Source organism: Caballeronia sp. SEWSISQ10-4 2 (assembly GCF_030464885.1).
In the GTDB taxonomy this organism is placed as follows: domain Bacteria; phylum Pseudomonadota; class Gammaproteobacteria; order Burkholderiales; family Burkholderiaceae; genus Caballeronia.
In genome coordinates, this window is record NZ_JALPRJ010000024.1 from 92,141 (window position 1) to 117,472 (window position 25,332).

A 25,332-nucleotide genomic window follows, 5' to 3' on the forward strand; every position below is an offset into this window, starting at 1 on the left:
AGTCCGGTGCTCGTACCGACTTAACGGCAGTTTGTGCCGATTGCTTAATGCCATATGCGGGTAAATGAATTATTTGAACTTGGATCGGCTCCGCATGAAGGGGCAAATCATACTGAACTTCGACTGTTAAATCAGCCGGAAAAAGATATCCGGTTGCATCAGTCTCACATATGCGACGAAACATCAGAAATTCACACGACAGCCAACCATTTTCGGTCCTGAGTCATCGAAATTTAGCCGCCTTTCTCAGCAAGCCCAAGTCGAAAAAGTTACGGAATGTACATTGCGCCGGGCGCGCTGGCATTGTCAGGATACTGAAGCCGCCATGCCGCGTCTGATTGCAGGGCGCTACGTTATGCCAAGCGTTCCCGCACCCATTAAGTCATATAACCGTGACTTAATCGATGACCCGCTCAGCTTCGTACAATGCGTAACGTCTCTTACTTAATGGTCCGCCTCGTTCGCCGACTTTCCCTGACAACTCGCGTACGAGTGCCACCGGAAAGTCAGAAGGCTTCCCGTAATGTCACGAAGTGCAGCCCTTGCTTTTTAGCGGCGTCGATGACACGAGGTAATACCGAAAGCAGGACGGGTTGACCGTCGTCGGTGGTCGCGGCATCGCCGTCATGGAGCAGCAGGATGTCCCCCGGTGCCAGATCGCGCAGCAGCCGCTGTGCGACAACGTCCGGATCGCGTTCGCGGGTATCGAAGCCGCGTCGCGTCCAGGCGGCCAGCCTTAAATCGAACTTTTGCAAAACTGGTTCGAGCAGGACATTGCGCAAGCCCGCCGGTGCGCGAAAGAAAGCCGGCCGCTCGCCGGTCAGTTCCGTCAGCGTGCGCTGTGCCGCATCGATTTCGCGGCTCAGCGCGCCCATGCCCGTCACCGAAAACGTATGCACGTGCTTCTGCGAGTGGTTCTCCACGCTATGCCCGCGCGCGACAATCTCGCGGGTCAGCGCGGGATAACGCCGCGCACGTTCACCGATCAGGAAAAACGTGGCACGTACCCGGTATGCATCGAGCAGGTCGAGGACCTGGGGTGTCACGACCGGGTCGGGGCCGTCGTCCAGCGTCAGCGCAATGGCGTTTGCATTGCGGGGGATGGCCGGCAAGCGCGTCCAGTTGGGACCGAGCAGCGTCGAACGCGGCCATAGTCCCGCTATCGTGACTATGGCGTGGTTGACCGCCGTGCCTGCCAGCCACCATGGCCACATCTCAGGCGCGGTGGCACAGCCCGCCAGCGCAAGCACGTGCCAGGCGGCAGTGACCTTCAACGTGAGGGGAGATCCTGTAACAGGCCAGCGACGCTCGGACGCTGCATCCGGATCGAGTTGCAGTCGCGGATGAAGTTTGATCATGCGTCTTCCTTCTTTGATGCCGATAACCGGTTATACGCTAGCAAAAAACTCCCCGGCAGGCCGGGGTTGCAAAACGCCGAGTTTACCTACTTCCGGCGCGAGGCGTCCGCGAAGGCCATTGGCGACCTATGAAAGCTCGGAAGCAACCCGGATGTGGACGCTGCTTACAATTGTTCTGCTGACAATCATTCCAGCGCTGCCGTCATAGCGTTTTCACGTTGATATCGTCGTAGCGCCTTAGCTTGTAGATAGCTATGGAGACGATCCAGCTCACGATGAATACACCAATGACGATGTAGCCCAACAGCCCGAAGTGCTCATTGAGGCTGCCTATCGCATCCCAGAAGGCGCCCTTCAGCCCCAAGCGGTCTTGAAGCAAACCCAGTACCTCGATACCGCCGATCAGGACCGCGACCAGCACCGACACGAACGTGATCGTGATGTTGTAGTAGAGCTTGCGCATGGGCCGCACAAAGGCCCAGCGATAAGCACCGAGCATCAGGATGCCATCGGTGGTATCGACCAGCGACATGCCGGCGGTGAATAAAATCGGCAAAACGAGCACTGACCAGAACGACACGCCGTGCGACGCCTGGGCAGCCGATATGCCGAACAATGCCACCTCGGTCGCGGTATCGAATCCGAGTCCGAACAGGAAACCGACCGGATAAAGATGCCAGCTGCGCGATACCAGTTTGAACAACGGCCGAAGCAAGCGCGAGAGGAAACCACGATTGTTCAACAGCAGGTCGAGATCGGTTTCGACCAGCGGCTCGCCTCGGCGAACGGCGCGAAACGTCCTGATCACGGACGCCAGCACAACCAGGTTCGCGAAGGCCAGGACGAACAGGAACATCGCTGAAATACTAGTGCCGATAAGGCCGCCGATGCCTCTGAGAGCATCGAAATGCGTGGTCAGGGCAGTGGCCGCGAAGGCGACGGCAACAGTCAGCGCGACCACGACCGTCGAGTGTCCGAGCGAGAAGAACAAGCCAGCGGTGAGCGGACTGCGGCCGATGTGGAGCAGCTTGCGGGTGACGTTATCGATAGCCGCTATGTGGTCCGCATCCACGGCGTGGCGCAGCCCGAACGTGTAGGCGAGAAGCGCCGTGCCGAGCAGTGCCGGTTGCCCGTGAAAAGCCGTCAGCGCCCAAGCCCACGCCGCCACATTCAGCACGAGCAGAAACGCGTAGATGCCGGTAATCTTGTGCCGCAGACTCGTCGGGCGGTCGTTGAAAAGCTGAGACATGTTTTTTAGCATCATGAGCCCCGCACTCAGACCCTTCACGTTTCGACTGCCCGGTTCACGCTTTAACGCACTGCTTCCCCGACTTCGGCTAACGCTGTCGCTTGCAACCACGCGTACCACGCCTCCATCCCTGCGCCGGTTTCAGCCGATACCCGCAGTACCTCGATTGCAGGATTCACCTGCCGCGCATACGCAATACAACGCTCCACATCGAAACGCAAGTGCGGCAGCAGGTCGATCTTGTTCAGCAGCATCAGGCGGCTTGCGCGGAACATGTGCGGATACTTGAGCGGCTTGTCTTCGCCCTCGGTGACGGACAGGATCACGACCTTCGCCTGCTCGCCGAGATCGAACAGCGCCGGGCACACGAGATTACCGACGTTCTCGATCATCAGCCACGAATGAGGCGGCGGGTCGAGTTGCTCAAGCGCACGCGACACCATGCCGGCATCGAGATGACAGCCGGTACCGGTATTGATCTGGACCACGCGGCAACCGGTCGCGCGGATTCGCTCGGCATCGTTGAGGGTCGCCTGGTCACCTTCGATTACCTGGATCGCTTGTGTGTCGCGTAGCGCCTGGAGGTCGCGGATAGTGCGTTCAAGCAGCGTGGTCTTGCCCGCCCCCGGCGAGCTGACCAGATTCAGCGCGGTGATCCGACGGCTCGCCAGCCAGCCTCGATTGCGTTCGGCGATCGACTGGTTTTTCGCAAGCACGTCCTGTTCGAGTGCGATCGTCGTGCCGTGGGTTGCCGCAAAGATCGCGGCTTCGGTTATGGGCGCGTGTTCAGTGTGCGGTTGATTTCCCAAGTGCGCAGCGTCGGCTTCGGGCGCGTGCATATCGTGGTGGTGAACATGCTCATGTCCGCCATGAGCATGACCATGTTGATGCGCTCGCGCGTGGAGATGCGCGGCCACGCTCCCGCCGGCCGACCCGCCTGCAAGCTTCCGCCAGGAACCCGGCTCGCGCGCAGCACCGCTTTCCCCTTTCGCCGGCGTTTCAATCCGCTCGCCGGTCTCAGGGTCTGTCATGACCGTGCTTGCGCCTTTAGAGCAACCGCATGTGGTACACATCAGACCACCTCCATCTGTTTTATCTTCAGCTCGCTGCCGGCCAGCAGTTCGAGGTTGACGCTTCCGCACTTGCAACGATCCAGCAGGTCGGTCATGGCCACACTGCCGCCACAGTCGAGGCAGCGAGCGTGCCCCGGCGTCTCGACGATCTCCAGCGCAGCGCCTTCCACTACTGTATCTTTCGCGCAGACGTCGAAGCAAAAGCGGATCGCATCCGGCATCACCGCCGACAGCCTGCCGATCTCCAGCGTCACGCGCAGCACCCGTGCGCCCATCGCGCGTTCGGCGCACAGTTCGACGACACTATTCGCGATGCTCAGTTCATGCATGACGCTGAACCCCTTATGCCCGAAACTCGCTAACAGATCCGGGGCAATTGCTCGCCCGTCAGCATGTCGACGATGCGCTGTCCGCCAAACACCGTGTGCAGCACCACGATGCCCGCAGGCTCCGCGACGACCTCGCCGATAATCGCCGCCCGCGTGCCAGCCGGGTGCGCATGCATCGCTGCGAGCACCCGTGCTGCGGCATGCGCGGGGACTAGCACAACCAGCTTGCCTTCGTTCGCCAGATACAGAGGATCGAGCCCGAGGATCTCGCAGGCGCCCTTCACTTCCTCGCGGATCGGCAGCGCGTTTTCCTGGATGCGGATCGCCACGCCTGACGACACCGCGAACTCGTTCAGCACTGTAGCAACGCCACCGCGCGTAGCATCGCGCATGCAGTGGATGTCCTTGCACGCGCCCAGCATCGCATCGACCAGCGAACCCAGCGGCGCGCAATCGCTTGCAATATCGGCTTGCAATGCAAGCTGCTGCCGCGCGACTAGAATTGCCGCTCCGTGATCGCCGAGAAAGCCGTTCACGATCACCACGTCGCCCGCTTGCGCACGGCGCGCAGATATATTTACGCCCGATGGAACGACGCCAACGCCCGCAGTATTGATGAACAGTTTGTCCGCGCAGCCACGCTCGACGACCTTGGTGTCGCCCGTGACAATCGACACGCCGGCTTCGATCGCGACACGCTGCATGCTGGCCGCCACGCGACGCAGAACATCCACTGCAAGCCCTTCTTCGATCACCATCCCGCACGATAGAAACAGCGGTTTTGCACCGGACATAGCGAGGTCGTTGACTGTGCCCGATACCGCCAGCGTGCCGATGTCACCGCCCGGGAAAAACAACGGGTCGACGACATAGCTATCGGTGGTGAACGCAAGCCGGTCGCCCAACCGCGCGAGGTCTGCGAGCGGAAATACCGCCTGGTCTTCGAGCGCGGCGAGCGCCGGGTTATCGAAGGCGGTGACGAACACGTCCTCGATCAGATCGCGCATCGCCCGGCCGCCGCCGCCGTGCGCGAGATTGATCGTGACATCGCGTAGCCTGCCGATCCGGTCGTTCATGCCTGTGCTCCCTGCTTTACCGCATTCGATGCAGCACCATGCGCATACAACGCCGATGTATCGATGCGGGCATAACGGTAATGCGCCGCGCACGCGCCTTCGCTCGACACCATCAGCGAGCCCAGCGGCGTCTCCGGCGTGCACGCGGTGCCGAACACCTTGCACTGCTGCGGCTTGATGACGCCTTTGAGCACTTCCCCGCACTGGCAGGATTTCGGATCGGCAATCTTCAGGTTGGCGACGGGAAACTTGCGCTCGGCATCGAAAGCGGCGAACGGTTCGCGGATCCGCACGCCTGAATGATCGATCGATCCCAAGCCACGCCATTCGAAGAACTCGCGCAGCTCGAACACCTGCTCGATCGCCGACAGTGCCTGCGCATTGCCGTCTTCCGGCACGATCCTGCCGTACTGGTTCTCCACTTCGCAGCGGCCTTCGGCGATCTGCCGCAGCACCATCCACACCGATTGCAGCACGTCGAGCGGTTCGAATCCGGCAACGGTGATTGGCCGCCGATAGTGCTCGGCGATAAAACGGTACGGTCGCGTGCCGATCACCATGCTGACATGTCCCGGCCCAAGGAAACCGTCGAGATGGAGGTCGGGCGAGTCGAGGATGGCCTTGATCGTCGGAATGATCGTGATGTGGTTGCAGAACAGCGAGAAGTTATTGATGTGTTGAGCGTGAGCTTGCAGCACGGTCATCGCGGTGCTTGGCATCGTGGTCTCGAAACCGAGTCCGAAGAAGATCACCTCGCGATGCGGATTTGCACGCGCAATCGCCAGCGCGTCGAGCGGCGAATAGACCATCCGTACATCTGCTCCATCGGCTTTCGCTTTCAGCAGGCTCTTGCGCGAGCCGGGTACACGCATCGCGTCGCCGAAGGTCGTAAAGATCACTTCGGACCGCTCAGCGAGTGCGACGCAGTCGTCCACGCGGCCCATCGGCAAGACGCAAACCGGACATCCAGGGCCGTGGACGAACTCGACCTCGGGCGGCAGCATCTGGTGAATCCCGTACCTGAAAATGGAATGCGTGTGACCGCCGCAGACTTCCATGATCTGCAAGGGCCGCTGCAAGCCGCCACGGTCGCGCACGATCCGCTCGACCAGCTTATGAATCTCTTGCGTAAGCGTGCGTGCTTTGTCCGGATCGCGGAATTCGTCGACGTATTTCATGACGCGCGCTCCGCTGCGTCGGGAACACTCAGGCTGCCGCGTTCATCGGCGAGCAGCGTATGGACGAGGTCCCACAGGATGTGATAAATCGCGACATGGGTTTCCTGGATGCGATGAATACTGTCGCTCGGAACCACCAGGCAATGATCGAGCGCACCCGGCGCCGCCATCTTGCCGCCGTCGTGCCCGGCCAGGCCGATGGTCACTACGCCCATCTCTCGCGCCTTGGCGAACGCGGCAAGCAGGTTGTCGGAATTGCCGCTCGTCGATACACCGATCAAGCCGTCGCCGCGACGCGCCTGCGCCACCAGTTGCCGCACATAGATATGTGCGAAACCGACGTCGTTGCCCACGGCCGTCATCATCGCGGTATCGGCGACGAGATTGACTGCGGTTAGAGCCGGACGTCCGGCGGTCACGGGATGCAGAAATTCCACTGCGATGTGCGCGGCATCGCAACTCGAGCCACCGTTGCCCATTGCAAATAGCCTGCCGTCACGACGATAAACATCCGCAACTGCATGCGCGACGGCGACCACGGCAGCGGCGTTATCCGCGAAGAACGCGCGCTTCGCATCGATGCTCGCCTGCGCCTTCTGCGCGATCGATTCGAGCAGCGCGGCATCAAGTTTCGCCGCGTCCTGATGATCGCCGTGAAGAAACGGATACAGGCCCTGTAGCGCCCGATGTTCAGTCATGGCGGGCTCCGTTGTGGTTGTTGAACGGCACCGGAGGTGGTGGCTCACCGCCCCCTTCCATCATCGCGGCCATCTCCGCCTGCGCTTCCCCGAGTTCGCGCAACAGCGCGAGTGTACGCATCGCTTCGACCTCGTCGAGACGGCTCATCGCGAAGCCGACATGCACGAGCACCCAGTCACCGACACACGCGGTCGGCGGCCGGTCGTCATCCACGACAAACGCGATATTGATGACGCGCTGCACCCCGCCTACATCGACCAATGCGAGGTTATTGTCCGCGTCGCGGATCTCCACAATCTGTCCCGGGATGCCTAAGCACATGACGTACTCCGTGGTTCAACCTACGCGGATGCAAGGGCACGCGCGGCGGTGATTGCCGCTTGCCCCAGCGCGATGCCACCGTCGTTAGACGGCACCTGGCGATGCGCCAGCACATTCAGGCCACGCGCGGCGAGGCGCGCGGCGAGTTGTTCGAACAGCACGCGGTTCTGCATGACGCCACCGGAAAGCGCGACGGTGTTGACCTTAGTGGATGCCAGCAAACGGCTGGTCATCTGCACGATGGCGATCGCGAGTCCCTTATGAAAACGTGCGGCCATCACCTGCATCGGCGTGGCACGCAACAAATCATCGAGTAGCGCGATCCACATCGGCTGCGGGTCGATCAAAAACGGCCCATCCGTTTCCACGATGCCCAATGGATACGCCAGAGCATCGTCTTCGTCATGGAGCGTGCATGTATCGATCAGCGCTTCGAGTTCGATCGCAGCCTGTCCTTCGTATTGCACACGTTCGCGACAGACGCCTAGCGCCGCGGCGACCGCATCGAACAGACGACCCGCCGAACTCGCAGCCGGACTATTGATCCCGCCGTCGATCATCTGATCGAGGACCGTCAGCGGCCGGTCGGCCAGGAAATGACGGAGGTCGAGCTTTGCGTACTGCTTCGCGAAACGCCGCCATCCGAGGCTGGCACGCAGATGTGCATAGGTGTTGCGCCACGGCTCGTAGATCGCGTGCGTGCCTCCCGGCAGCGCGATCGGTGTGAAGCTGGCGAGACGCTCGAAATCCACGTATCCACCGAGTAGAAATTCGCCGCCCCAAAGCGCGTTGTGCAAGCCCATTCCAAGCCCGTCGAGCACGATGCCAAGAACCTCCGTGCCCAAGCCGATATCGTTTTCTGCAAGACATGCAGCGAAATGCGCGTGATGATGCTGGATCTCGGCCAGCGGTAAATGCCGCTGCTGCGCGATATCGATACCGAGCTTGCGCGACAGATACTCGGGATGCAGGTCGACCGCGACAAAACGCGCGTCGTGTTCGAACAGATGCTGATAACGCGCGAGCGACACCATGTAGTCGCGATACGTCTCGCCGTTCTCCAGTTCGCCGATGTGATGCGAGATGACCGCTTCGCCATCGCGCAGCAGGCAGAATGCGTTTTTCTGCTGCGCGCCCATCGCAAGAATCGCGGGTGCGCTAGAAAAAACACTCGGCAAACGCAGCGGCGCAGGCGCGTAACCGCGCGAGCGGCGCAGCAACCGCGGTACGCCGCCGATGACCCGCGCGACGGAATCGTCCACTCGCCGAGCGATATCGCGGTCGTGCATCAGCAGCGCATCGGCCATGCCCGCGAGACGTGTGCGAGCTTCGTCGTTATCGATGCATTGCGGCTCGTCGGCGAGATTGCCGCTGGTCAGCACGACCGGCCCGTCGAGCGATTGCATCATCAGATGATGCAGCGGCGTTGAAGGCAGCATGAACCCGAGCGTGGCGATGCCCGGTGCTACGCCCGGAAACGGATCGCTTGCGCCGCGATCGATCATCGGCATGATGACGATCGGCCCGGCTGCGCTTGCAAGAAGAATCCTGTCCGCGTCGCTCACCACGCAGTAACGTTCGATCATCGCCACGTCGCGCGCCAGCAGTGCGAATGGCTTGCGCTCGCGATGTTTCAGCGCGCGTAATTTCGCAACCGCCGCATGGTCCGCCGCGGCGCACGCAAGCTGAAACCCGCCAAGCCCTTTGATTGCGACGATCTCGCCGCACTGGATCAAGCAGCGCGCGGCATGCAGCGGATCACCTTGTTCGAGCGAACCATCGGCTCGCTCCAGCCATAGATGCGGTCCGCAATCCGGACACGCGACCGGTTGCGCATGAAAGCGCCGGTCGGCGGGATCGTCATATTCGCTTCTGCACGCGGCACATAACGGAAACATCGCCATCGTTGTATTCGGGCGGTCATAAGGGATTGCCTGAACGATCGACAAGCGCGGCCCGCAATGCGTGCAGTTTGTGAACGCGTAACCGCATCGACGGCTCGACGGATCGAAGGTCTCGTCGATACAAGCACGGCACGTTACCGCGTCCGGCACCACCCCGGTATGCGCATGTCCGCCCTCGCTTGCAACAATCCGAAACCCGCTGGAAGGCGGCGGTAATTCGTGGAGTGTGTAACGCTCGATGGCATCGATCCGCCCAAGCGGCGGACAGCCGCTGCGCAAGCCCGCGACAAAATTATCGAGTGTGGTCGTATCGGCCCATGCGTGAATGAGCACGCCCTCGCTGTCGTTGCATACATCGCCACTGACACCGCAATCGCGCGCAAGACGCCATACCGCGGGCCTGAAACCCACACCCTGCACGAGTCCGCGCACACGAATGACCGCACCGGCCCGCGATATCACGGACGGTTCGTCGCGAACCGCTGGCGGGCACAGGCTCATGGCCGTGCCCGTCACATGTTGCGGATACGGATATAGCGGCGGATATCCTTCAGGTTCGCCGCAATGCCAACGATCAACGCCGGCAATAACAAGTACTTCAGCAAGAGCTTCATCATGCTCTCCAGTGGTCCTGCGACACGCTCCCGGCGTTGGCCACGGTGGTCCCCACCTGCATGTTTTCGATCATCGTTTCAATGGTTTTTACCGCTTCATTCACTGCCGTCGCGACGGGTTCGCTCAGTCCCATGCGGCCTTCCTGCCCCTCCTCCGTGCCGAGACTTTCCGGCTCACAACCAATCAATACGATACGTCCCACTTCGCCGCCCATCGCTTCCACTGCCTGAAGGACTCTCGCCGGATCCAGATCGTGCGGCGAGATCATGACGGGCGAAGCATCGCCTTTGAAACCTTCATTGGTGTTGTTTGTGGAAGGTTCGATCACGTACAGCGTCCCGGGCGATCCATCGCGATGCGTTGCATCGACGAGGATGGCTAGATCCACGCCATCCAGCAGCGCGTAATACAGATCGATCCCCCGGATTCCATAGTCAATCACACGGACCTCAGGCGGCCACGCTTCGCTTCGTCTTGCGTGCAGACGCCGCACGACGTCAACGCCGAAACCGTCGTCGCCAAGGAATACGTTCCCGATTCCGGCCACCAGGATCGAGGTCATGACGACCGCTCCTCGCGCAACGGTTCGATCTCGTCGGGCGCAAAAAAGAAGCGATGACCCGGCATGCGCGCCAGTCCGAAGTCACGGCCGGGATCGCAGTCGATCGTCACCGCTACATGCACGTGGTCCTCGAAATCGCGCTCGATCGATTCGATGGTCGCTATCTGATCACGCAAGGCCAGGTCGAAGATATCGGCGCGCGCGTGGGGATGCAGCACGACGCGTGAACCTACCTGCAACGCCACGCCGTCGACGTTGACGCAAACGAGCCGCGGCTTGGCGTCGAGCTCTGCCCACGGAGCGGCGTCGTTGGGTCGGTCTCCTGACTCCTCCGATACATCCGGCCAGCCCCCCGTATCCATGCGTACTTCGCGCAAGGTCCCGTGCAGGCGTTGCAAGTCGCTCGCGGACAGGCTTTCCGTGCGTTCGAGCAGCGCGCGCGAACGTTCATCGCCCGCGGCCATCTCGCGTTTCTCGGCGTCCGTCATCGTGAGGATTCGCAGTGTCAGGATCTCGTCGATCTCTGTGGCATCGAAGAGATCGCCGGCACTTTCCGGCGCTACCTGGGGATAGTCGTAGAGAATGATCGGCGCCGCGAGCATGGTGTCGCGCCGCTCGGCGGAGCCGACCAGAACCGGCCACAAACCGATGTTCGTGCAAGCGGCAACCGCTTCGGCGAGCTCGTCCGGCGGTTCGATCGACGACACGAATGCAGCGCCCTCCACCGCCAGCACCGCGTGGCATGACAGCAAGGCGAACGACGAAGCCGCGTCGCGATTCAAGCGCTGCGGTTCGTCAACCGGCGTGACGTTGACCATGCGTACCGTGAGGCGGAAGGTGTGTTCGGCGAGTCGTGTTGCACAGCATTCGACACGGCCAGCGATAGCCGCCCGTGTGCGCACGAGCGCACCACGCACGCGGCCGTCCGCTTCCGTCAGCGGTTCGACAACACGGTTTCCTGGTAGTGAAAACGGCAGGCGCAGCCCCGCGATACACAATTCATCCAGCGTCAGCACCGGAACCTCGACGTGCTGTTCACCGGCCTCCTGCCACGCGTCGAAACGCCGCCCGCCCACTTCCAGCGACGCCACCGGCCGCGACGACGATTCATCTACGCCCGTCCATGCAGCCGCGGGCTCGTTCAACTCACGCACGTCCCGTTCGATCAGATGCAGGAAACACGGACGCACCATTACACGCGTTTCGTCGTCGCCTTCGATCACGCATTCCGTCTGCATCATCGAAGCATCGCTGCCGGACCAGTCGGCCCATGCTAGCGGATACACGCTGCCGAAGGTCCAGCGCTGCCGGTTCTTGTCCGAGGACGCACGGTACGGATACAGCATGTACCCCTCGTACAGCACGGCCTGAACGATCCCATCGATGGGGTTCATTGCAAACCTCCCTGCGCGGGCCACGCCTGTTCGATGCCGGCCTCGTCCATCAAGGCGGTCAGCGCCTCGTCCCAGCCGGTCAATCCCCGCTCGATACGGTAGCGCTCCAGCCGCTCGAACACGCCGCGCCGCACGCACATCCATGCGCTGTTCGGGTAGTAGTAATCGCGCATCGCGCGCCAAGTCGCGACCGGCAGGCGGAACGCCGCTTCCTTGTGCCACGGAACACGCGCGACTTGCAACGCGCCGTCGCTCTCGCGATAAAAAATAGTGCCGCTGAATTGCAGCATCAACGGAATCTCTCCGTCTCCCAGTGCATCGAAATACTTCGCCGCCGCGACATTGAAGTCGAACGTGCACGGCACCGGCAGATCGACCGTGCAGGTATCGGTGAACGAAGGAACAGCGGCGTTCGCATGCGTCCACAACAAGGTCCGCAATGTCTGCGACCAGCGCTGCGGGACGCCGAACAATTCGGTCAGCCGCGCCTGATCGACTGGCTCGTAACGACGCCGGGTCGCTTCTATCTGGATCTGGCAATGGAGCGCGAGGCTCGCGATCTCGTCGTGCGTGTTCGACGCGTTCGACGCGTTCGGCGCTTTCGTATTAGTCACGCGCAGCTTGAACAACAGCAGCGGCGACACCGAATGCAGCGCGACCTCCGCACCCTCGACGACGAAGTCAAGATCAGGCATTCGGCACTCCCTCGGGCAAACGCTCGCCTGCTTTCAGCGCGGCGAAACAGGCGTGGATCGCACGCCATGCATCCGCACCGCCCGACAAGCCGCGCCAGCGCGCACGAATCACGCCGGTCAGCGCATAACACTGGTCGATAGGCACGCGGTAATGCTCACGCGCGCCTTCCACGCGGTTCACCAACAGCGCTTCAACGTCAGGTTCGAGGGTATCGAGAATGGGGTTATCGGCGACCAGGCGATCCCACGCGCTCAGGTCGAGCGACGATTGCATCGCGCCGGCCGCACCGGGGTACATCGCGATCACGCGTTGTGCCGCCGAATCCCGGTAGAAAAACGCGATGCCGATCGGGATCGCCAGCGCGTCCCATTGTTCGTCGCCAAGATGAAAGCCGCTAAGCCAGGTACCGCGTTCCGGCACCCGCTTATATCGCGCATTCTGCTGATTGCCGAACAGCAGCGCGCACGCGCGGCAGCAGCAACGCAGCGCATGCTGCTCCAGTTCAACCAGATGCGGATGGACATTGTCGAGCGGTTCGCCACACAGTTCGCATAGCGTCGTCACCGGCGGGCGGGCAAACGTCCGCAACGCGGCAACCCAGCCGCGTTGTCCGGGTTGTCCGGGTTGTCCGGGTTGTCCGGGTTGTCCGGGTTGTCCGGGTTGTCCGGGNNTTGCCCGGGTTGCTCCTCCCCACGCGCGTTCATGATGTAGGCAGCGTTGCGACAAACCGCAGCTCGTGGACATTGACGTCCGGCATCCCGTCTATTTCAATGTGCGCTACGTCCGGCGCCTGTTCGAAAATAGCCCGCTCGATATCGTTCTGCACATCGGCAGGCGTGACGTGCTTGCCAGTCAGCACGCCCGCCAGACGAACGCGTACCAGGTCCTCCCGCGCCTCGAGCAGTTCTATCCCCATGCCTTGCGCACCCAGCGGCGCGCGCAGCCCTTCGACCGCGTGGCGCACCCGGCTTGCCAGATCCTGAGGATGCAGTCCGTGCAGCAGCAACAATGCGCTGACCTGCTTGTCCTGCATCAGCCGGGCGACAATCGGCCCGTCGGCGCCGTCCGCCTCGGTCACGATTTCGGCCAACCGGGCGAGACCGCTTGCATGCAGATCAAGCACCACCTGCAGCAACGCCTGCGCAATGTCCCGCGCATGCTTGTTGTCCAGTGCCGCCAGTGCTGCAATCAGTTCGTCAATGCGCCGTTGTTGTTCATCAAGCACGCGCGCGCCGCTCATGAGTGCCCTCCCGGCTTCATGCCCGGCGGAACGCCGAAGGTCGGCGAATGCGCGACATCGACGGTCTTGCCATCTCCCACGTACATATGGACACCGCACGGCAGGCACGGATCGAAGCTGCGCACCGCACGCATGATGTCGATTCCCTTGAACTTGTCCGGCCCGTTCTCTTCGAAGATCGGTGTGTTCTGCACCGCGTCTTCGTAGGGGCCAGGCGTGCCGTAGATATCGCGTGGATTTGCATTCCACGGGGTCGGCGGATACGGATGATAGTTCGCAATCCTGCCGCCCTTGATCACGAGGTGATGCGACAACACCCCGCGCACCGCTTCATGAAAACCACAGCCAATGGCTTCATCGGGCACCTGGAACGGCGTGAAGGTGCGCGTGTGGCCCGCATGCAATTCGGCCAGTGCCTTCTCCGCGAAATGCAGCGCGCAAGCTGCGGCATACGCCTGGAAGTAAGTGCGCGCGCGGTCACGTTCGATCGCGTTGCTCCACATTGGAATCTTCCATTCGAACTCGACTTCCGGCTTTAGCGCCGTCTTCGGCAAATAGATCTTCACGCTGTGGCCCGTCGACTTCACATAGCCGATATCCACCAGACCTGCGAGTGCGGTCGTCCACAAACGTGCGATCGGACCGCCGCCGGTATCGAGTGCAAGGTAATCGCCGGTACGTTTGTCGTACCAGCGCGGCGACATCACCCACGTATAGTTGCCGTCGAACTTGCGTTTTTGGGGCCGCGGCAAGGTCGTCTGGTTCCAGGGGTGTTTGCGATCGATCGGGTTGCCCAGCGGGTCCTGACGAACAAACGTTTCCTCGTGATCCCAGTCCTCATAGAACGAGCTACCGAGCAGGATGCGGATGTTCAGGTTGATCTCGACCAGATCGGTTGTCACCAGTTCGCCGTCCACCACCACGCCCGGTGTGACGAACATGCTGCGGCCCCAGTCGGTCATCGTCTTGTAGTTGTAGTCGCACACGTCCGGGTCCTGGAACGATCCCCAGCACCCCAGCAGAATCCTCCGGCGGCCCACCTCCTCGTAACCCGGCAGCGCTTCATAAAAGAAGTCGAACAGGTCGTCGTGCAGTGGCACGACTTTCTTCATGAACTCCACATACTTCATCAGCCGCGTGATGTAGTCGGTGAACAGCTGCACGGTCGGCACCGTTCCCACGCCTCCGGGATACAGCGTCGACGGATGCACGTGACGTCCTTCCATCAGGCAGAACATCTCGCGCGTATAACGGCTGACATGCAGCGTCTCGCGATAGAACTCGCCAGTGAACGGATTCAACGCGGTCATGATGTCCGCGATGGTCTTGTAGCCGTGGATCTCCGCATGCGGTGCGGCGGTCTTCTGCGCTTTCGCCCAGACACCCGGGTTAGTTTCCTTGACCATCTGCTCGCAGAAGTCGACGCCCACCAGGTTATCCTGGAAGATGTTGTGATCGAACATGTACTCGGCCGCTTCGCCGAGATTGACGATCCACTCCGCCATGTTCGGCGGTTTCACGCCGTAGGCCATGTTTTGCGCGTACACCGAGCAGGTCGCGTGGTTGTCGCCGCAGATGCCGCAGATACGGCTGGTGATGAAGTGCGAGTCGCGCGGATCCTTGCCCTTCATGAAGATGCTGTAGCCGCGAAAAATCGATGACGTGCTGTAGCACTCCGCGACCTTGCGCTGCTCGAAATCGATCTTCGTATAAATACCGAGACTGCCGACGATCCGCGTGATCGGATCCCAGTTCATCTCGACCAGTTTGGTCGGCTGTGATGCCTTGCCCGACTTCAGCTCAGGTGCCGCAATGTCCGCCATGACCCCCTCCTGGATACTTCTGTCTCTCGCTGAGACCGCCGCTATGTTCACTACCCCTCATCGAGCGGCGCTTTCCATGTGTTCCGCGCAGCCGCTCAGCGACGATAGCCAGTCGTCAGCTCAGGACGGTTATGCCGCCATTTCGGTTCATCGTTGATGGTCGAATTGGTGAGCTTGCGCAAACTGCGAATGAGCCCGCCATAGGACTTGATGAGATTCGACGACAGGACCGCACCGGGTGGCTGGTCCATGAATGGCATGAACTTGTCCGGGAACCCCGGCATCGTGCAGCCGATGCAGATACCGCCCACGTTCGGACAGCCTCCAACGCCGTTGATCCAGCCGCGTTTCGGCACGTTGCAGTTGACTACCGGCCCCCAGCAACCCAGCTTGACGATACAGTTCGGACTCCCGTATTCCGTCGCGAACAGCGCCTGTTCATAGGAACCCGCGCGGTCGCAGCCATCGTGCACGGTACGCGTGAACAGCCACTTCGGACGTAGCGCGGCATCGAGCGGAATCATGGGTGCAAGACCTGCCAGTTGATAAAGCAGGTACAGCAGCGTCTCCATGAAATTGTCCGGCTGCACCGGACAACCCGGAACGTTGACGATAGGCAAGCCCGCTTTCGATTTCCAGTCCCAGCCGAGATAATCCGCCAGGCCCATGCAACCCGTGGGGTTGCCTTCCATCGCATGAATGCCGCCGTAAGTCGCACACGTGCCCGCGCCGACGACGGCCAGCGCCTTAGGCGCGAGGCGATCGAGCCACTGCGGAATCGTGATGGGTTCGTGCGTGTCAGGATCCGTTCCCATCGCGGCCCAGTACCCTTCACGATTGATTTTTTCGTTCGGGATCGAGCCTTCCATGACGAGTACGAAGTTGTCCATCTCACCTCGCGCCGCAGCATGAAACGGGGCCATGAACTCCGCGCCGTTTTCATACGCCAGCACCGGGTTGTGCAGATGCACCTTCGGCAGTCCAGGGATTGCGCCGAGCAGCACGTCTTCAATGCTGGGTTGCGTCGCGGCGGTAATAGATACTGAATCGCCGTCGCAACCGAGGCCCGCGGTAATCCACAGGATGTGTACTTCCTTCAGTGCAGGGGCGTGCTGAGTCTTGCGGCCATAGGGAATGGCGCTTGCCGGATCCATGGTGGAACCTCCTCGCCTGCAGGCGATTTTGTGACACCCCCGCGGATTGCAACGTGTCTGTTGCCGGCCGTGGCGGGGACCCGCCTTGCGCGAATAGATCAAGCACGGCGATCGAAGGATGCCGCTTTGGTCTGTCTATTCGCTCGTCTTTCCGGTCTGCTTTAGGCCGATATTTAAACCGCGGTTAAACACGCGGTTAAACAGTGAATAAGCCGCAGTCAAACGTTTCGCCTGCATGACCGTGTTTTTTATTCTCTCAAATATAGTTCGTAACGCTAGCCAATCAACCCGTTTCTGCGGAGGTTTTCCCGGACGTGCGCCGAAACGCGCCGGCAACGCGCTCCCGGCCGTTTGAACATGCGGCGAAAATGTTTGTTCAACGATCTATTCGAGCATCGCATGTGATGACATAGGTAGAACAGGACGCGACATGGGCACGTTTTTCCCCCGGCCAATCGCGCCGTCCCTACGGGGTAGTGATCACGTCCCTACGACGTCACGCAGGTAAAGCTCGATGCTGAATCGACGTCGCCGCTGCCGTTGTACTTCGGCCAGGCGGGTTAAGGGCACATCGGGCGTGTCAGGACGACGCTGCCGTCCGCCGCAACTTTGGCTAGCGGTCAGTTGATCCGGCGGCACCACGCCGTTCTCCACCCAGTTATCGAGCGCTGTCAAACGGTCGGCAAGCGGTGCTCCCGGTCCAGTACCCGAATGTGTCATGCCGGGGGAGTCATAAAACGCATGAAACCGCCCGTGGCGGATTGCCCCATCGTTTGCACGACCTTGTCAGCAGGCTCGTGTTCGCGTTCCCGGTGATGGCGTATGTCATCCATTGATCGGAGAAGATACCGAGCCCCGAGGAGATCGCAGCCGACGTGCTGCCGAACTGAAACGTGCCCCATCCGCCCGCGCTGTCCGACTCTGCGCACTTTTTTTACCGTCTGGCTGAAGGCGCGGCCGGAGGTCCATTTCGCGTGTGTGATCGCGCAAAACGACGCGCGGATCGCCACGTCGGCCTTGCAGCGCGAGGCGCTGGAACACATTCACCGGATGCTCGATGCGCGCGAGAGTCTCTATCAGCCAACGAACACGACACTCGATACATCCGATCTGAACGTGGACGAAGCATTGCAGCAATTGGTCGCGTGGACTCAGCCGGCTGCGGCTATTTCCTGAGCTACCGGTTCCTCGCAGATCCCGTATCCCTCAAAACAGCCATCGTGGGGCGTGGCAGCTTTCACCCTGCCCGTCGTCACGCCTCGCTTTCGCTGCCGAGGCGAGCGGCCCCGCCCTATATGTAACCAGCGACCGGCATTTGCAGTCGCTGGAGTCACTTACGAGCGCCCCGTGGTCGGGGCACCGTCTTAAGATACGCCTCCGGGCCGGCGACGCCGGCCGCGCCTGAAACCGCACCCACTTAATCAGCGCCAGACCCGATGGCCCTCCATCATAAAAAATTCTCGCGACATCGGTATTTTTTTGCCCCAGAATACGGGGCTCTTAAGTATTGGTAAGTTGTGCCGTAACCCAAGTAATGGAGCGTGATCTTAGACTCCCTCCGGCTCAGGGATACAACTTGAGCGGAATGCACTCCCCCGACAGCGGAGCGCGTCGCCGGAGGCATATATGCCGCACGCAACCCAGCCACTTTCCAGCGTGGCATTGATCCTGTCTTCAGCGCTCGGCGACTCGCTGTTGATGATGACCGTGGCACGTAACCTTCGATTGAACGGCATTGCGGTCACGGTGTTCGGCCAACAGATCAATAACATGCGTAGCTGGTTTCCCGGCATCGACATCGAACCCGAATTGCGATTGGACGACTGCGCGGCAAAACTCGCCCGCTTCGACACAGTCATTCAACTGCACGCCAACAAGCCGTTCGTCAATCTTGAAAGACTGCATCCGAAAGTCCTTATCCTCGCCCATCTTTGCAGCGCCAATTCGACGGATTCCATGGCGGAACGCCTGACCCGCTTCTGCCGCGACGAACTGCGCCTCGCCCAGGTCGACAAAGGCAACGGCATCACGCCCCTGCCCGGCCTGCAGCACCGGCACCGCCCGCTGCGCGTCGCGATCCATCCCATGGCGAGCACAACCGACAAGTGCTGGCTGCCGTCCCGTTTTATCAGCCTGGCAATCAAGCTGCGCGACAGCGGTTTTGACCCGCAATTCGTTGTTGCGCCGGAAGAGCGTGAGCACTGGACGCATATCGAGCGCCTGGGACTCACGCTCGCGGATCTGGGCCCGCTCGACCAGGTCGCTGCGTGGCTGTACGAATGCGGCTGGTTCATCGGCAACGATTCGGGTATCGGCCATCTTGCATCGAGCCTTCAGATCCCCACGCTCTCGCTCTTCATGCGCCGCGGCACAGCCCGCACATGGCGCCCGGGCTGGGGGGTGGGCCAGGTGCTGATTGGGAGCGCCTATCTGCCGACTGGACGGCTCAAGGAGCGTTACTGGAAATATATGCTGTCGGTCAACAAGGTGGCGGATGCGTTCGACCGGCTGCGCGCACTCACTGCCAACGCATGAATACCCACACTTCGCCCGCTCCTCGCGCGCCCGTCGGCCGGGTGGCTTTCGTCGCCTCCAACGCGATAGGCGACACACTTGTTTCCATGGTGATCGTCAGGAACCTGATCGACAACGGTTTCGATGTCACCGTCTTCGGCACGCCGGCGCATGCGCTGCGGCAATGGTTTCCCGGCGTGCCGATCTTTCCGCTTCCGAAGGAAGATGTCGGGGCAGCGTTTGCCGCTTATGACACGGTTTTCCAGATGCAATGGAATCAGCCGCTGGTCGATCTGGTTAATGTCCATTCGCACGTACTGACGCTGCACGACGTGGAATTCGGCGACCGCCCGGGCTGCATGGCGGAGCGTTTCGCCGATTTCTGCCGCGATGACCTCGCGCTCCCCGCACCGGTGCTGGATAACGGGATTACCGCGCCTGCGGGCCTTGAGCACAGAGGAAACGCGAAGCGCGTCATGATTCATCCCGAGGCTAGCACCGAGGACAAACGCTGGTTCTCGCATCGGTTCGTCCGGCTTGCCCAGCGTTTGCGCAAGCGCGGTTATGACGTGCAGTTCGTGATTGCGCCGCACGAGCGCGAACGCTGGCGCGACCTGGAGAAGTTGGATATCCCCGCACCCCATTTCGCGAACCTGCACGAGCTGGCCTGCTGGGTGTACGAATCGGGGTGGTTTATCGGCAACGACTCGGGCATCGGGCATCTGGCATCGAATCTCGGCATTCCGAGCATCAGCCTGTTCCGGCGTCGCCGGGTGGCGGAGCGGTGGCGGCCGGCGTGGGGTCTCGTCGATGTGGTGTTGCCGTGGCAGTGGGTGCCTACCGCGTACCTGAAAGAGCGGTTCTGGCGGCACACGCTGACGTGCAATCGGGTTTTGGCGGCGTTTGGGCGGATGACCCGGCAGGCAGGGTAGATTGATTGCTCGCGCCGGTGGACGGGGGGGCTGGGGTGGTGCTTTCGGCGTTAGTGGTCTGCGTGAGTTAGATGTATTTTTTATCACTATTAGCCACTGTGCGTGGCGGCACGTCGTTTCTTTTTCCAAAGCGACAAAGAAATGACGCAAAGAAGGCGCTTTCAAACCACCGGCAAGTTAGTGTCCCTAGCGTGCAGACCCCAGTTTTTGGCACCTGATAGCATGGTGCTCGCCAGACTTGAGGGTGTTTGAACCCCTCCTTCTCGCGAATCCTGACACGAACACGCTTCGCCCCCAACGCTCTCGGGCAAGCACCATGACCCACAGACCATGACGGCCTCACGTGTGCAGATCGCCTCATTTCTTGGTGGGTTGGCTACGCGGTCCGCGTACCTATTTTCGTGGGTGACTGTTCGCGGATAGCGCGGGGTGAACCTGTGGCAGGTTCAGTCACTGGTGGCGAAGCGTGTGGGTATCGGTGTTCGGAGATGTTGGGGTTCAAACATCGGTGATGTCTGGCAGGCACCGTACTATCGGGTGCCAAAAGCTCCGAGCCTGCACGCTAGGGACGCTAACTTACCGGCGGTTGGAAAAAGAAATGACGTGCCGCCACGCACAGTGGCTAATAGTGATAAAAAATACATCTAACTCACGCAGACCACTAACGCCGAAAGCACCAACCCAGCCCCCCAACCGCTACGCGTAACTACCAACGGCAGTATCCCGCCGCCAAGCCGGTTCCGGCGCCACCCCAAGTGGTTCATCGTCGAATTCGATCGGAGCGGCGCCCAACCCGCCAGGGGTGAAGACATAACCCCGTCCCCGGATCGTCTGGATCAACCGTGGCCTCGACGGATCCGGCTCAACAATCCGCCGCAGCCGGCAGACAAGGACGTCCAGCGAACGATCGCAATGCCCTTCCCCGGCACCGCGTAATCTATCGGCAATAACCCGCCGCGACAGCACCTCCAGCGGATGTTCCGCGAACAGGCGCAGCAACGCGAACACGCTCGAATGCATGGCAACAGGCACGCCATTGCGCGTAAGCCGCCGAGTTTGGAAGTCGAGGACGAATTGACCGATGTCGCACTGTCTCAGGCCACCGGCAAGCGCAGGCGCCTTGTGCGGCACGCGACGCAGCACGTTCTCCACACGCGACAGCAGCTCACGCGGGTCGCAAGGCATTCTCACGTAGTCGTCGGCACCCAGTTCGAGGCACACGATCAACTCCACCGAGCCCAGCGTGCTCATCGTGTCGCCGATCACGATAACCGGCGTGTCGTGGCCAGCCTGGTGCAGCGCCTGCAGCACCGCCGAGGCTCTCATGTCGGGCAAGCCGTCGCGCAATACGATCAGCGCAGGGACGTCCTGCTCCATGCGCCTGATCAACGCGTAACCGCTGCTGAGCGTCTGGACATCCTTGTATCGGCTTTCGAGGACATCGCGCAGTTTCCCGTGGATCGCCGGATTGGCCTCGACAAAAAAGATGCGTGTTTTCATCTGTGTTTCCTGGACAACTTACTGAAGGATTCTCTGAATTTCAACGAGCGCGACCGAGCATCGTTTTGCCGTTACATGCGCGGCAATACGACCCGGGCCGGCAACTCCCGATCGTCCGTCACGAGGTGCTGCGGGCCATTCCTGTGCGAGCGCATGCGATGACGAATCTCTTCTTCCGACGCGTCGCCCGGCACCGCGAGACACGAATACTGCCCCTCGCGATTAACCCATTCGACGATCCGGCAGCACTCGCCCCAAGCCCGCGGCAACGTGTCCGAGACACGTGCGCCACGCAGCTTGATGACCCGGTTCGCACTGGTCGCGGACGCGGCCTCGGGCGCATCAGCCGCTGGCCGCGTATCGTTGTTCCGGGGCGATATCGCGCCGCGCCCGAAGACCTTCGAAGGGGTGTGCTGAACGCTCGAAGCGGTTTGCATGCGTGTTCTCTCCAAAATCGGCGGATAAGTTGGCAGATGAGTGGCGTAAGTGGAATGACGCCATTGGCAGGATCGAATAGTAGTCAGGCATCCCGCACTGACGATGAACAAAAGAAGGAGAAATCGTGGAGGTTGCGCGGGAATGTAAAACGCCCCCCTGTTTCCACTAGAATCCGCGAATGCACAGCGAAACCCATAGCGAAATACTCGGCGCACCCCTAGGCGGAGTGGCCGGTGAAGCGACCCCAAAAGCGTTGGCCGAACCAACCGGCGACCTACAGGGTCCCGGCTCGCGCAACTGTCTGGAAGTGATCGGAAACCGCTCGAGGGCGGGAGCCGGGAAGTTTCGTTTCGGCATTACGTGGAAAATGTTTCTCGCGGTGCTGATTGCCTGCCTCGCCATTTCCCTGACGATGGGATATGCGCTGCGCCTGAGTTTCGAAAACGGTTTCCTGCATTACGTCCGTGCGCGCGACGCCGGGCGCCTGAACGCCGTCATGGCGAAGGTGACGGCCGAATACGCCGCTCACGGCAGCTGGAACTTCCTGCGTCAGCATCCCGAAGAGTGGGTTGCGCTGCTCGACGCCGCGCATGACCAGGCGCTGCGCCAGGAAATGGTCGAGGCGCAGACGAACAAGCTGCCCAGTTGGCGTACCTTTCCGGGCAGCGCCAGCGTGCAGCAACTGCTTGGCCCCCTGTCGGGCAAGGAGGACGGTCCGCACTGGGGAATGCGCCTGCCCGCCCCGGCGTTCGCCGACTCCGGCGTGGTGGCGAGCCGCGACCGGGTGGACAGGAGCGTTGCCTTCGACGAACCGCCCTATGACCGCCCGCCGCCGCACACGCCACCGATGGCCCGGGGCGGACGCGGCGACCGTCAGCCCGCCACGCTCTTCGACGCCAACCATGATCTGGTCGCTACGACGGACTCCGAACCACCGCCCGACACGATGCTCAAGCCGGTGATCTACAACGGCAAGGTGGTCGGCTGGGTCGCCGCCAACGCGCCCAATACACTCTCCGATGCCGCCGATATCGCCTTCCAGGCGCAGCAGGCGCGCGCGACCTGGGAGATCGCCGGCGTGGCCGTCATCCTGGCCGCGCTGGTCGCTATGTTGCTCGCGCGGATCGTGCTGGCGCCGGTCAAGCGCCTGATGATCGCGACCCACCGGCTGGCGGGCGGTGACTACACCACGCGGGTCGCGGCCGGGCGTCGTGACGAACTGGACCGGCTCGCGGGCGACTTCAATGTGCTCGCGGATTCGCTGCAACGCGCGGAGCGTTCGCGCCGGGATTTCATCGCGGATATCTCACACGAGTTGCGCACGCCGCTGGCCGTGTTGCGTGGCGAACTTGAAGCGATCGAAGACGGTGTGCATGCGTTCGATCGCCATTCCCTGGCCTCGCTGCAAAACGAGGTCGCGATGCTGAACAAATTGATCGAAGACCTCTACGAGTTATCGTTGAGCGACGTCGGTGCGTTGAGTTACAGAAAAGTGCCGGCTGACGTCGGCCAGCTTGTCCATGCGTCGGTCGAGGCCATGCGGGAATCGTTCAGGGCCAAGCAGATTGCACTGAGTCTGACGCTGCCGGAGGCGTCCAACGAGTTAGCTGCGGATGGCGCGTTCGGCCTGATCTTCCAGGTCGATCCTGCGCGCTTTGTGCAGTTGCTTAAAAACCTGCTGCTCAATTCGCTGCGTTATACCGATCCGGGCGGAAGCGTGTGCGTGTCGGTGTCGGTCGGACCGCGCGGCTGGCAACTCGATGTTCAGGACTCGCTGCCGGGCGTGCCCGCCGAAGCGCTGCCGCATTTGTTCGAGCGTCTGTATCGCGTCGATGAATCGCGTAGCCGCCAGAGCGGTGGCGCGGGCCTCGGTCTTGCGTTGTGCCGGGCGATCGTGACGGCGCACGGCGGGACCACGATGGCGCGGCCGTCGCCGTTGGGTGGCGTCTGGATAACGGCACATTTTGAACCGGAAGGAGGCGTTTCATGAGTACCGAGCGACGCGGCGTTCGAATCCTGATCGTCGAGGATGAACCGAAGCTGGCGGCGGTGATGGCGGACTATCTGCATGTCGAAGGATTCGAAACAACGTCGATCAGCGACGGCGCCGAGGTGATCCCGTTCATTCGCACCACCCCGCCCTCGCTGATGCTGCTCGACCTGATGTTGCCGGGACGCAATGGTGTGGATATCTGCCGTGAACTGCGGCAGTTTTCGACGCTTCCGGTAATCATCCTGACCGCGCGCGTGGATGAGGCCGATCGTCTGCGTGGACTTGAAATTGGCGCCGATGACTACGTCTGCAAACCGTTCAGTCCGCGCGAGGTGGTCGCCCGGGTCAAGGCCATTCTGCGCCGCGCGGCCCCTCCGGCTGTGGCCGCTGCACCCGTTGCAACGGGCCTCGAAGTGGACCAGCAATTCCATAGCGCGCGGCTTGACGGCGAGGAACTGAAGCTCACGCCGGTCGAGTTGCGCATGCTGGCGTTGCTGATGAAATCGCCGGGCAGGATCTTCCCGCGTGATTACCTGCTCAACCAGCTTTACGACGACCATCGCGTGGTGACGGATCGTACTATCGATAGTCACATCAAGAATCTGCGCCGCAAGCTCCAGGTCGTGCGCCCAGACAGTGAACCGATTGTTTCGGTGTACGGCGTGGGGTATCGGCTGGAGCTTTAGTTTTCGCTCGCGCCGGTGGACGAGGTGGGGTTTTGGTGGTTGTGGGGGGAGTGGTCGGGGGGGCTGGGTTGGTGCTTTCGGCGTTAGTGGTCTGCGTGAGTTAGATGTATTTTTTATCACTATTAGCCACTGTGCGTGGCGGCACGTCGTTCTTTGTCCAAAGCGACAAAGAAACGAAGCAAAGAAAGCGCTTTCCAACCACGGCAGTGACTGAACCTGCCACTGCTTCTCCCCGCGCTATCCGCAAACAATCACCCACGAAAATTGGCACGCGGACCGCGTAGCCAACCCACGACGAAATGAGGCAACCAGCACACGTCAGGCCGTACTGGTCTGTGGGTCATGGTTCTCGCCCGAGAGCGTTGGGGGCGAAGCGTGTTCGTGTCGGGATTCGCGAGAAGGAGGGGTTCAAACATCCTTCAGTCTGACGAGCACCGTGCTATCAGGTGCCAAAAGCGCCGGGCCTGCGCGCTAGGGACACTGACTTGCCGATGGTTGGGAGGCGTTTTCTTTGCTTCTGTTTCTTTTTCGCCGTCGTCGGAAAAAGTCAGTATGACTTCCGTGGAAGTAAGGGCTGGCCCGCGTGAGGTACTAAAAC

At 61.3% G+C, this 25,332-nt stretch carries 24 protein-coding genes; 5 read left to right on the forward strand and 19 right to left on the reverse strand.

Annotation, left to right across the window (positions count from 1 at the left end):
- Positions 1 to 506 precede the first annotated feature (506 nt).
- The 17 genes from M0D69_RS18020 to M0D69_RS18100 form a co-directional block, all read right to left on the reverse strand.
- On the reverse strand, positions 507 to 1,358 hold the full coding sequence (locus M0D69_RS18020; RefSeq protein WP_301783312.1) for a polysaccharide deacetylase family protein: 852 nt from the start codon (positions 1,356 to 1,358) through the stop codon (positions 507 to 509).
- A gap of 202 nt (positions 1,359 to 1,560) precedes the next feature.
- On the reverse strand, positions 1,561 to 2,619 hold the full coding sequence (locus M0D69_RS18025; RefSeq protein ID WP_301783338.1) for a HoxN/HupN/NixA family nickel/cobalt transporter: 1,059 nt from the start codon (positions 2,617 to 2,619) through the stop codon (positions 1,561 to 1,563).
- A gap of 50 nt (positions 2,620 to 2,669) precedes the next feature.
- Complete coding sequence (gene hypB / locus M0D69_RS18030; protein WP_301783313.1) at positions 2,670 to 3,638, reverse strand: hydrogenase nickel incorporation protein HypB; 969 nt, start codon at positions 3,636 to 3,638, stop codon at positions 2,670 to 2,672.
- A 41-nt stretch (positions 3,639 to 3,679) separates the two neighbouring features.
- Positions 3,680 to 4,009 (reverse strand): hydrogenase maturation nickel metallochaperone HypA, encoded by a 330-nt coding sequence (gene hypA, locus M0D69_RS18035; RefSeq protein ID WP_301783314.1) that lies wholly within the window; start codon positions 4,007 to 4,009, stop codon positions 3,680 to 3,682.
- Positions 4,010 to 4,038: 29 nt separating this feature from the next.
- On the reverse strand, positions 4,039 to 5,085 hold the full coding sequence (gene hypE / locus M0D69_RS18040; protein WP_301783315.1) for a hydrogenase expression/formation protein HypE: 1,047 nt from the start codon (positions 5,083 to 5,085) through the stop codon (positions 4,039 to 4,041).
- Positions 5,082 to 6,263 (reverse strand): hydrogenase formation protein HypD, encoded by a 1,182-nt coding sequence (hypD, locus tag M0D69_RS18045; protein WP_301783316.1) that lies wholly within the window; start codon positions 6,261 to 6,263, stop codon positions 5,082 to 5,084. The genes hypE and hypD overlap by 4 nt, the downstream gene beginning before the upstream one ends.
- Positions 6,260 to 6,961 (reverse strand): SIS domain-containing protein, encoded by a 702-nt coding sequence (locus tag M0D69_RS18050; protein WP_301783317.1) that lies wholly within the window; start codon positions 6,959 to 6,961, stop codon positions 6,260 to 6,262. The genes hypD and M0D69_RS18050 overlap by 4 nt, the downstream gene beginning before the upstream one ends.
- Positions 6,954 to 7,283 carry a HypC/HybG/HupF family hydrogenase formation chaperone gene (locus M0D69_RS18055; protein WP_301783318.1) on the reverse strand — a complete coding sequence of 110 codons (330 nt, stop codon included), beginning with the start codon at positions 7,281 to 7,283 and terminating at the stop codon, positions 6,954 to 6,956. Before M0D69_RS18055 ends, M0D69_RS18050 begins: the two co-directional genes overlap by 8 nt.
- 20 nt (positions 7,284 to 7,303) lie before the next feature.
- Complete coding sequence (hypF, locus tag M0D69_RS18060; protein WP_301783319.1) at positions 7,304 to 9,688, reverse strand: carbamoyltransferase HypF; 2,385 nt, start codon at positions 9,686 to 9,688, stop codon at positions 7,304 to 7,306.
- Positions 9,689 to 9,800: 112 nt separating this feature from the next.
- The gene (locus tag M0D69_RS18065; protein ID WP_301783320.1) at positions 9,801 to 10,364 is read right to left on the reverse strand and encodes a hydrogenase maturation protease; all 564 of its coding nucleotides are present in this window, start codon (positions 10,362 to 10,364) and stop codon (positions 9,801 to 9,803) included.
- Positions 10,361 to 11,758, reverse strand: coding sequence for a hypothetical protein (locus tag M0D69_RS18070; protein ID WP_301783321.1), 1,398 nt, complete (start codon positions 11,756 to 11,758; stop codon positions 10,361 to 10,363). The genes M0D69_RS18065 and M0D69_RS18070 overlap by 4 nt, the downstream gene beginning before the upstream one ends.
- The gene (locus M0D69_RS18075) at positions 11,755 to 12,453 is read right to left on the reverse strand and encodes a DUF6084 family protein (protein ID WP_301783322.1); all 699 of its coding nucleotides are present in this window, start codon (positions 12,451 to 12,453) and stop codon (positions 11,755 to 11,757) included. The genes M0D69_RS18070 and M0D69_RS18075 overlap by 4 nt, the downstream gene beginning before the upstream one ends.
- A complete protein-coding gene (locus M0D69_RS18080) occupies positions 12,446 to 13,018 on the reverse strand; it encodes a DUF5947 family protein (protein ID WP_301783323.1) in 573 nt (190 codons plus the stop codon). Before M0D69_RS18080 ends, M0D69_RS18075 begins: the two co-directional genes overlap by 8 nt.
- A 136-nt stretch (positions 13,019 to 13,154) precedes the next feature.
- Complete coding sequence (locus M0D69_RS18085; RefSeq protein WP_301783324.1) at positions 13,155 to 13,694, reverse strand: NifU family protein; 540 nt, start codon at positions 13,692 to 13,694, stop codon at positions 13,155 to 13,157.
- Positions 13,691 to 15,517, reverse strand: a complete 1,827-nt coding sequence (locus M0D69_RS18090) for a nickel-dependent hydrogenase large subunit (RefSeq protein WP_301783325.1) — start codon at positions 15,515 to 15,517, stop codon at positions 13,691 to 13,693. The genes M0D69_RS18085 and M0D69_RS18090 overlap by 4 nt, the downstream gene beginning before the upstream one ends.
- Before the next feature lie 95 nt (positions 15,518 to 15,612).
- Positions 15,613 to 16,671 carry a hypothetical protein gene (locus tag M0D69_RS18095; protein WP_301783326.1) on the reverse strand — a complete coding sequence of 353 codons (1,059 nt, stop codon included), beginning with the start codon at positions 16,669 to 16,671 and terminating at the stop codon, positions 15,613 to 15,615.
- A gap of 480 nt (positions 16,672 to 17,151) precedes the next feature.
- Positions 17,152 to 17,433 (reverse strand): tannase/feruloyl esterase family alpha/beta hydrolase, encoded by a 282-nt coding sequence (locus tag M0D69_RS18100; RefSeq protein ID WP_301783339.1) that lies wholly within the window; start codon positions 17,431 to 17,433, stop codon positions 17,152 to 17,154.
- 216 nt (positions 17,434 to 17,649) lie between these two features.
- Between M0D69_RS18100 and M0D69_RS18105 the strand changes: the two genes are divergently transcribed.
- The 3 genes from M0D69_RS18105 (at position 17,650) to M0D69_RS18115 (ending at position 20,117) form a co-directional block, all read left to right on the forward strand.
- On the forward strand, positions 17,650 to 17,847 hold the full coding sequence (locus tag M0D69_RS18105; protein WP_301783327.1) for a hypothetical protein: 198 nt from the start codon (positions 17,650 to 17,652) through the stop codon (positions 17,845 to 17,847).
- 450 nt (positions 17,848 to 18,297) lie between these two features.
- On the forward strand, positions 18,298 to 19,206 hold the full coding sequence (locus tag M0D69_RS18110) for a glycosyltransferase family 9 protein (RefSeq protein ID WP_301783328.1): 909 nt from the start codon (positions 18,298 to 18,300) through the stop codon (positions 19,204 to 19,206).
- The gene (locus M0D69_RS18115; RefSeq protein WP_301783329.1) at positions 19,203 to 20,117 is read left to right on the forward strand and encodes a glycosyltransferase family 9 protein; all 915 of its coding nucleotides are present in this window, start codon (positions 19,203 to 19,205) and stop codon (positions 20,115 to 20,117) included. Before M0D69_RS18110 ends, M0D69_RS18115 begins: the two co-directional genes overlap by 4 nt.
- Positions 20,118 to 20,813: 696 nt before the next feature.
- Here M0D69_RS18115 and M0D69_RS18120 read toward each other — a convergent pair.
- Together M0D69_RS18120 and M0D69_RS18125 are read right to left on the reverse strand one after the other, a co-directional pair.
- A complete protein-coding gene (locus M0D69_RS18120; RefSeq protein ID WP_301783330.1) occupies positions 20,814 to 21,617 on the reverse strand; it encodes a winged helix-turn-helix domain-containing protein in 804 nt (267 codons plus the stop codon).
- 71 nt (positions 21,618 to 21,688) lie between these two features.
- Positions 21,689 to 22,054, reverse strand: a complete 366-nt coding sequence (locus M0D69_RS18125; protein WP_301783331.1) for a DUF2866 domain-containing protein — start codon at positions 22,052 to 22,054, stop codon at positions 21,689 to 21,691.
- A gap of 179 nt (positions 22,055 to 22,233) precedes the next feature.
- On the opposite strand from M0D69_RS18125, the gene M0D69_RS18130 reads away from it, so the two are divergent.
- Together M0D69_RS18130 and M0D69_RS18135 are read left to right on the forward strand one after the other, a co-directional pair.
- Positions 22,234 to 24,045, forward strand: a complete 1,812-nt coding sequence (locus tag M0D69_RS18130; protein ID WP_301783332.1) for an ATP-binding protein — start codon at positions 22,234 to 22,236, stop codon at positions 24,043 to 24,045.
- A complete protein-coding gene (locus M0D69_RS18135; RefSeq protein WP_047897238.1) occupies positions 24,042 to 24,734 on the forward strand; it encodes a response regulator in 693 nt (230 codons plus the stop codon). Before M0D69_RS18130 ends, M0D69_RS18135 begins: the two co-directional genes overlap by 4 nt.
- The last annotated feature ends 598 nt before the right edge of the window (positions 24,735 to 25,332 follow it).